The organism is Actinoplanes sp. NPDC049668, assembly GCF_044465445.1.
Classification (GTDB): Bacteria; Actinomycetota; Actinomycetes; order Mycobacteriales; family Micromonosporaceae; genus Actinoplanes.
Map to the genome: position 1 here is coordinate 1,279,608 of NZ_JBITLR010000002.1, position 6,935 is coordinate 1,286,542.

The 6,935-nt window shown below is 68.1% G+C and carries 8 protein-coding genes; 3 read left to right on the forward strand and 5 right to left on the reverse strand.

The genetic code is table 11. From position 1 onward, the window contains the following. The first annotated feature begins 11 nt into the window (after positions 1-11). Together ACIBSW_RS12600 and ACIBSW_RS12605 are read left to right on the forward strand one after the other, a co-directional pair. A complete protein-coding gene (locus ACIBSW_RS12600) occupies positions 12-1,091 on the forward strand; it encodes a hypothetical protein (RefSeq protein WP_354729811.1) in 1,080 nt (359 codons plus the stop codon). Between the two features lie 217 nt (positions 1,092-1,308). Further along, positions 1,309-1,881 (forward strand): hypothetical protein, encoded by a 573-nt coding sequence (locus ACIBSW_RS12605; protein ID WP_354729812.1) that lies wholly within the window; start codon positions 1,309-1,311, stop codon positions 1,879-1,881. Positions 1,882-2,038: 157 nt separating this feature from the next. Here ACIBSW_RS12605 and ACIBSW_RS12610 read toward each other — a convergent pair whose 3' ends face one another. Next, positions 2,039-2,440 (reverse strand): hypothetical protein, encoded by a 402-nt coding sequence (locus tag ACIBSW_RS12610; protein ID WP_354729814.1) that lies wholly within the window; start codon positions 2,438-2,440, stop codon positions 2,039-2,041. 302 nt (positions 2,441-2,742) lie between these two features. Further along, on the reverse strand, positions 2,743-3,264 hold the full coding sequence (locus ACIBSW_RS12615; protein WP_354729816.1) for a hypothetical protein: 522 nt from the start codon (positions 3,262-3,264) through the stop codon (positions 2,743-2,745). A gap of 183 nt (positions 3,265-3,447) precedes the next feature. On the opposite strand from ACIBSW_RS12615, the gene ACIBSW_RS12620 reads away from it, so the two are divergent. After that, entirely contained in the window at positions 3,448-3,879 is a 432-nt protein-coding gene (locus ACIBSW_RS12620; protein ID WP_354729817.1) for a hypothetical protein, read from the forward strand. On the opposite strand, the gene ACIBSW_RS12625 is transcribed toward ACIBSW_RS12620, so the two are convergent. The 3 genes from ACIBSW_RS12625 to ACIBSW_RS12635 all read right to left on the reverse strand — a co-directional run. After that, positions 3,822-4,613 carry an SAM-dependent methyltransferase gene (locus ACIBSW_RS12625; protein WP_354729821.1) on the reverse strand — a complete coding sequence of 264 codons (792 nt, stop codon included), beginning with the start codon at positions 4,611-4,613 and terminating at the stop codon, positions 3,822-3,824. The two genes, ACIBSW_RS12620 and ACIBSW_RS12625, sit on opposite strands and share 58 nt — an antisense overlap. Before the next feature lie 316 nt (positions 4,614-4,929). Continuing rightward, positions 4,930-5,562, reverse strand: a complete 633-nt coding sequence (locus ACIBSW_RS12630) for a GNAT family N-acetyltransferase (protein WP_354729819.1) — start codon at positions 5,560-5,562, stop codon at positions 4,930-4,932. Beyond that, positions 5,559-6,935 (reverse strand): APC family permease (locus ACIBSW_RS12635; RefSeq protein WP_404799309.1); only part of this gene is annotated, 1,377 nt, incomplete at its 5' end. The genes ACIBSW_RS12635 and ACIBSW_RS12630, both read right to left, overlap by 4 nt.

The window sequence follows — 6,935 nt, forward strand, 5'->3', positions numbered from 1 at the left end:
CGGGGGACACCATGGCATTCACCTATCACGGCCCGGACCAGCTGCAACAGCTCGGCGAGAAGATCCGCGACAAGGCCATCAGCGTGACGATGGACCAGGCCGCCTCGTACGCGGCCGCCCAGCAGGCCGCCGTCAACGACGCGACCCGATCGGACACCGGGCAGGTCACCCAGGTGCCGGGCTACACCACACCGGCCGGCGGGCGCCCGGACGACGAAGGCAACCTCCTGGCCTACGTCGCCCAGGCGTACGCGGGCATCCCGGCGATGTTCGCCTCGTTCGCCCTGCCGAACCCCGACGACTGCCGGCCCATGCTGGACGCGCTCTACGCGGTCGCAGCGACCGTGAAGGTCGACCTGACCATGACCTCGCGCAACAGCTCAGTGGCCGCACCCGACGCGGTCGCCCCGCTGCCCGGCACCGCCCACGTCGCCGACATTGTCGACGCGGCCAAGCTGCACCTCAAGGAGTGGATCGGCAACGCCGCCAACTCCTTCGAGCACTACCTCGACGTCAACGCGCGCGCCGCCGTCCTGCAACGCGAGGTCACCCTGTCGCTGGCCCTGTCCCTGGAAGCGCAGCTCGAGATCAACCGCCGGGTCAACACTGACATCTGGGAGATCGGCCAGAAGACCTACAAGGCCCTCGACGGACTCGACGCCTGGTGCCCCGGCGGCAACGCCTCCAAGGCTTCAGCCCTGCTGACCATCGGCGGAGCGATCGCCGCGGTGATCTTCGCCGGCGCGACCGCCGGCGCCGGCACGGCCGCGCTGGCCGCCGCCGTCAGCGTCGAAGGCTGGCAAAGCCTCGCCACAATCTGGAGCAACTCCAAACCGCTACAGGAGAAGAAGGTCGACATCGGTGGCCGCACCGTCCCACCGATCATCACCGGCATGCAGAACGCCATCAACCTGCTCACCAAAACCCTCGACACCCAGAACCAGGAACTCGTCAACGGGCTGAGCAAGTTCACCGACGCCTTCCACCACAACTGGAACGACGTGCTGATCGCCGCACCCGACAAGTTCACCAAACTCCGCAGCGCCGACCGCGACACCATCTCGGGAACAGACGGCATGTTCGTCCGCTGAATGCCTGTCCACGCCCTGCAACACATCCCCGGCAGCGGGGCATGCTTATCGGCGAGGCTGGATTGAGGCGCCGTAGCCTCCCGCGCCCGGGCGTTGCTCGCCGCTGGCGCGGTGCGGACGCCAGCCATCCACCCGCGCGATCGAGGGCGGACGGATCCTGCCGAAGGCCGCCTGTTCGCCCATGACCGGTGGGATCTGATGAGCCATTATCAATGGCATGGGATGGTCACGCTGGCCGTTCGCCGACGAAGCAGCGTTCTGGGACTGGGCCATGGACCTCGACGCTGAGCTGGATTCACAGGATGAGGACCTCCTCCTGCATGAGCCCGCCGGGCTACCTCTGCTGGTCGCCGCCGCTGACCGACTGGACTGTCCCAAGGCCGAGTACTGCTGCAGCATCGTGGAGGACTACGCCGTCACGCTCATCGCCAGCGGTCGAGACGACACGCTGACGGCGCTGCGAGCGGCCGGCACTCAGGCGGCACGCGGCACCCAGGTTCGGACCCTCCGGTTGGCCGCCTTCATCGAGCGGCTGTTCGCATACCGCGAGCATCCGCACGGGCCGGTCAACCGGGCGATGGCCGAGCGAATGGCCGCCGACCTGCTGTCTCGGCCGAGTCAGCAGGCGACCGTGGATCAACTGATCGTGCAGATCACCCCGAACGGGAAACACTGGCACGGCACCCAGCCATGGGCCTACGCCCGACATCTCTACGTCAACCGGCGGACCGGCGCCTGGCGGCTGGCATACCTGAACGCTCTTTCCACGGAGGACCTTGGCACTCTCTGAACAGGTGGCAGTGCTTAGACACCCCGGATGCGGTCGATGGTCCGGCTGCGCAGGGCCGGGACACCGCCGAGGTCCCGAGTGCGCGTCAAAACGGCCGCTCGATGCGCTTGTACCCGCTCTGCATCTTGCCTGCGGATAGGTGCTTGCCAGTCTCAGCCTAATAGGGCTGGCCGCATATTTTCCAGGCGCCGTCCTCCTGGACCAACAAGAATGCGTGCTGGTCGGTGGAGCCGCTGTCGCGCGTGAGGGCCATGTTCACGATGGCCTTGGTCTGGCCGTTGTGACTCTTCACGTTGACGCCGCGTACCGCGTGGTTGCGGATCTTCGGCTGTTTGGTCACCCAGTCGGCGAATGTCTCGCGCGTGTACGTGCCCTGCGTGTCGCTGCAAAGCAGCCCGTACGCCCCGTCGACATCTGCGCGCTCCAGGTCGACTACGAACGCCTCGGCCGCCTGCCTCGCCGGCTCCGTTGCGTTCTTTACCGACTTGATCAGGAAATAGCTACCGACCCCGAGGCCGCCGCAGCACAGCACGACGACCACGCCGACGATGATCAACACGGTGCGCAGTGTCGGTCGCCTTGGCGGTTGCTGCATCTTATGACCGTATGTCATGGAAGATCATGATAGGTGATCCGCGGAGTATCTCCAGCAGCACCATGACCTCGACAGTCAGGCCCTGCCGATGTCATCAGCCGTTTGGGTCCATCACCCAAATGGTCCAGATAGATCGACCACTTTCGGCGGGATGGGCACTGATCTAGCCGCGGATAACGCGTGCCGGTTCTCTGCGGCCCGGCACTCTACGTGAGCAGTCCGGCTTCCGACGGTTGGTGATTGCTGGTGGTCCTGGCGGTGGCGGACTACCGCTGGCTTGCCCGTCTCCGCCCGCCGTAGAGGTGAACGCGGTGGTCGATGTCATGGTCGGCCTTGCGGGAGATGAACTCGTCGCCTCGCACCTGGTCGTTCGCCACGAGAACTAGCCAGTCCTCGTAGTTCCAGCTCGGATTGCACGCGCAGGCGGTGACGGTGAACCGGAAGTTTGCCCGGTACCGGCCGACCTGCCCCGGCAGGAGCCTGAAGAGACGGCCTAGACCGCTCTGGCGAGGGTAGACGGCCCGGCCGGGTAGCCGGTCAACGACCAACCTCGAGGTTTCCGTAGACAGCCACAGGTCGAGAGCACGCTGCACGCCGCCACTGGCTACCTCGTCCTGGCGCGTGTATCCGTTTGCCTCATCGGCGAGTACGTCGTGGACAACCACGTCACCGGCCGGCAGTGACGGAGGAAGCATCACCGGACGACACAGCCCGCGTCGCGCATTCGCCTGCGTCGCGCCGCGGGCTGCCGCGCTCCACCGCACACGTATCCGCTGGATGGTGATCACGACTCACTCTGGCCGGCGGGGCGGCGAAGCACCAGCCGATTTCAGGATCTGGCGATACGCAGCTGGGCGCCCTTCGGCGGGTAACCCAGAGTACGCACGGACGCAGCACCACTGAGTCGGTTGCGAGGGAGCTCCAGTGACTGCGCCGCCTCATGAGACATCCGAAGTCTGGAAAACGATGGCATGCGCGCCTTGACGAGCGCAGCGGGTACCACCTGGCGGCTGCTGACCCGGACCGGCCGCGACGCCTCCGACGCCTTCCCCGAACTGGCGGTTCTGCCGCAGCTGATGGCCGGCCGGCCGAGCTTTACGCGCCTGCAACAGCGCATGGGCGTGCGCAGCCCGGACCCGGCGCTGCTGCGCCGGGTCCCGGCGCTCGGTCACCCGACTACGCGTCCGGTCACCTCAGCAGTGAGTGCCGCGGCGGTGGCCCGCAACGCGTCTTTCAGAGCCGGCCTGGCGACACTCATCGTTGTCTTCCTCGCCGGCGGTCGGCGCGACGACCCGTATCGGCGCGACCGGCAGAAGGCGGCAACGCGGACCGACCGTCTACCCGATCAGATGACACCTGGCCGCGCGGGCCGGCTGGTTTGCCGGGCGACACCGGTCCAGTAGTAGGCGGCCTCGGGGTCGTCCGGCGGCGCCTGCGGTCGCCAGGCCAGCACCGGCACCAGACCCGGCTCGACAAGGTCCCAGTCGCCGAACATCTCCGTCACCTGTTCCTGGGAGCGGGGTACGAAGGTCATCCCGGAGCTCGTGGTGATATCGACGATGGCAGCCATGGCATCGGGGTCGAGGTCGGCGGTGGGGTGGCTGATCGCGAGGTAGCTGCCCGGGGGTGCCCAGTCCCGCACCTTCGCGACGATCGCGGTCGGGTTGTCGTCGTCGGTCAGCAGCATCAGCACCGAGGCCAGGACGATCGCGACGGGCTGGGTCAGGTCGAGGGTGCCGGCCAGGGCCGGGCTGGTCAGGATCTGGTCGATGTCGCGCAGGTCGGCGTCGACGTACTCGCAGCGGCCTCGGGGGTCGCTGGTGAGCAGGGCGCGGGCGTGGGCCAGGACGAGGGGGTCGTTGTCGACGTACACCACCCGGCAGTGCGGGGCGATGCCCTGCGCGGCCTGGTGCAGGTTCGGTGTCGTGGGGATACCGGTGCCGATGTCCAGGAACTGGCGGATCCCTGCCTGCCGGGTCAGGAACCGGGTGACGCGCAGCATCCACTCCCGGTTCGCGCGGACCATCATCGGGACTCCTGGCACCGCGGCCTTGATCGCCTCGCCGACGGCGCGGTCGACGGCGAAGTTGTCCTTGCCGCCGAGCAGGTAGTCGAATAGCCGGGCCGAGTGCGCCACGTTCACGTCAAGACCACCCAGGCCCTCTCGGAACCAGGCCGCGGCAGCGACGCCGGCCGTCGGCTCGCCGGGATCGGTGGTCTCCCCGACCGGTCGTGGAGATGGTGTGCCGTGCGGGGCAGGGGTCATGGCGTGGCTCTCGGATTCTGCATCGTCGCGACGGGATGGGTGGTTGGTTGGTGCGCTGCCAGCCCCGGCCGGTGGTTCCTGGTGGTCAATGGGAAGAACGCGCATCTGGCAAGGCGCCCGCTCGGTGTTGGTAACCGGCAGGTTCTCGCGGTGGCGGGGCACAGGCCGGAGCTCATTAGTCGGCGCGTTAGTCCTGGCGGCCGGGGCGCCACATCGGATACAGCAGCGGGCCGCCGTCGGCGACGGGGAACGATTCGAGCGCGGTGTAGCCGTGCCGCTCGTACAGGCGACGGGTGCGTGTCCCGGTCGCTTCCAGATAGGCGGGCCGACTCGCGGGGTCGAGTTGGGCGTGGCGGTGTGCGAGTAGGCGGCTTCCCAGGCCCCTGTTCTGCAGAACGGGGTGCACGGCCAGGAATGCCAGATAGTCGTGTTCGTGGCCGGTCGGGTGGTGCCGGTGTATGGCCGTGTCGAGCGCGGCGAATGCCGGCAGGTAGGGGCCGACCGCGGCGGCCAGGCGCTCGTCGTAGCCGGGCATGTCGGCGGTGAGGCCGTCGGCGCCGACCGGGTACCAGATCGCGGCGGCGGCGGGCATCGCCGCGTCCGAATCCATGATCAGGTCGATGTGGGCGGTGGCCAGCGCGTGTGCGGTGATGATCTCGAAGTAGGGGAAGTAGCGGCCGGCGCGGTCGGCGACCTCGGGAATCAGGTACGGGGCGAGGTCGCCGTGGAAGAACGCGGCCACCAGCAGCATGATCAGGATCTGATCGTCGCTCGGCTCGGCGCGGCGGATGTCCGGCAGGGGCTGCGTGGCGAGGGTCATCGGGCACCTCGGCGGCTCTGGCGGGCGACGCCGTTGCCGATCCGCGCGTACGCGGCCGGCCGGACGGCTTTGAGGACGAGAGCGACGACCACGCCCAGCAGGGCGAACACGGCGATCGAGGCCGGGAAGTACCAGTGCAGTGTGTTGTCCGGGTCGACGCCGAGCAGCAGATGGAAGTTCGCGATGGTCTGCCACCAGATGACCGCCAGCAGAATCGTCGCGGCAGCTGGGCAGATCAGCCCACGCCAGACGCCGACCTGATCCGCCGTGGTGCGGGTGCCGCCGGCCGGGCCGGGAACACCGCGGATCAGCTCGGCGGTGTTCTCCGCGCGACGCCGCCGGGATCGCTGCCGGGCGAAGTAGGCCAGCATCGCGACCGAGGTCAGCACCATCAGGGTCAGCACGCCCAAACCTGCGGAGGCGGTGATCCAGAAGAACAGCTGCGTGTAGGGGTCGAGGCCGGTGATCGCGTACACCAGGATGACAATCAACCCGATGGCCGACTGCAGCAGCGACGCGGCAAACGGTGACTTCGTACGCTGCGAGGTGCGGCCGAATACCGCCGGCAGCATCCCGTCGCGGCCCATCGCATAGAAGTAGCGGTTCGCGGTGTTGTGGAACGACAGCAGCGCCGCGAACAGGCTGGTGACGAACAGCAGGTGCCCGAGCGTAATGACGAACGGCGGCAGGAACCCGGCCGCCAAGGTGAAGATCAGGTTGGTGCCCTCGGCGCTGGCCTGCGCGACGATGTTGTCCGGGCCGGTGGCCACGGTCATCGCCCAGGCGCAGACCCCGTAGAGCAGGCCGATGACCGTCAGCGCCAGGAACGTGGCCAGCGGCACGGTGCGGCGGGCGTCCCTGGTCTCCTCGGCGAAGACCGTGGTGTTCTCGAAGCCGACGAACCCGGCGATCGCGATCGTGGCCATCACCCCGGCGCTGCCCGCCACCAGCCAGGACGGCGACAACGTCTCGAAGCTGACCTGACCCTGGTACGGGTGGAACACCTGCACCGCAGCGAACACGACAGCGACGGCGACCTCCGCCAGCAGCAGGACGGCCAGCAGCTTGGCGCTGAAGTCGACGCGCAGCAGCCCGAAGACCGCGACCGCCAGCCAGCCGACCAGCGCACACACCCACCACGCGACGTCCTGATGGAAGACGTTGGCGATGACGTTGGACGCCTCGTAGCCCAGTCCGCCGTACAGGCCGACCTGCATGGCGTTGTACGCCAACACGGCGACGAACGCCGTCACAGCGCCCATCACTCGGCCGAGGCCAGCGGTGACATAGACGTAGAACGCGCCGGCATTGGGGATCTGCCGGGCCATGGCCACATACGGCAACGCGAAGATTCCGAGGACGGCGGCGACGGC

Coding starts and splice junctions, on each gene's coding strand:
- ACIBSW_RS12600 (WP_354729811.1), top strand. CDS start 12: ATGGCATTCACCTATCACGGCCCGGACCAGCTGCAACAGCTCGGCGAG.
- ACIBSW_RS12605 (WP_354729812.1), top strand. CDS start 1,309: ATGGGATGGTCACGCTGGCCGTTCGCCGACGAAGCAGCGTTCTGGGAC.
- ACIBSW_RS12620 (WP_354729817.1), top strand. CDS start 3,448: ATGCGCGCCTTGACGAGCGCAGCGGGTACCACCTGGCGGCTGCTGACC.
- ACIBSW_RS12630 (WP_354729819.1), bottom strand. CDS start 5,562: ATGACCCTCGCCACGCAGCCCCTGCCGGACATCCGCCGCGCCGAGCCG.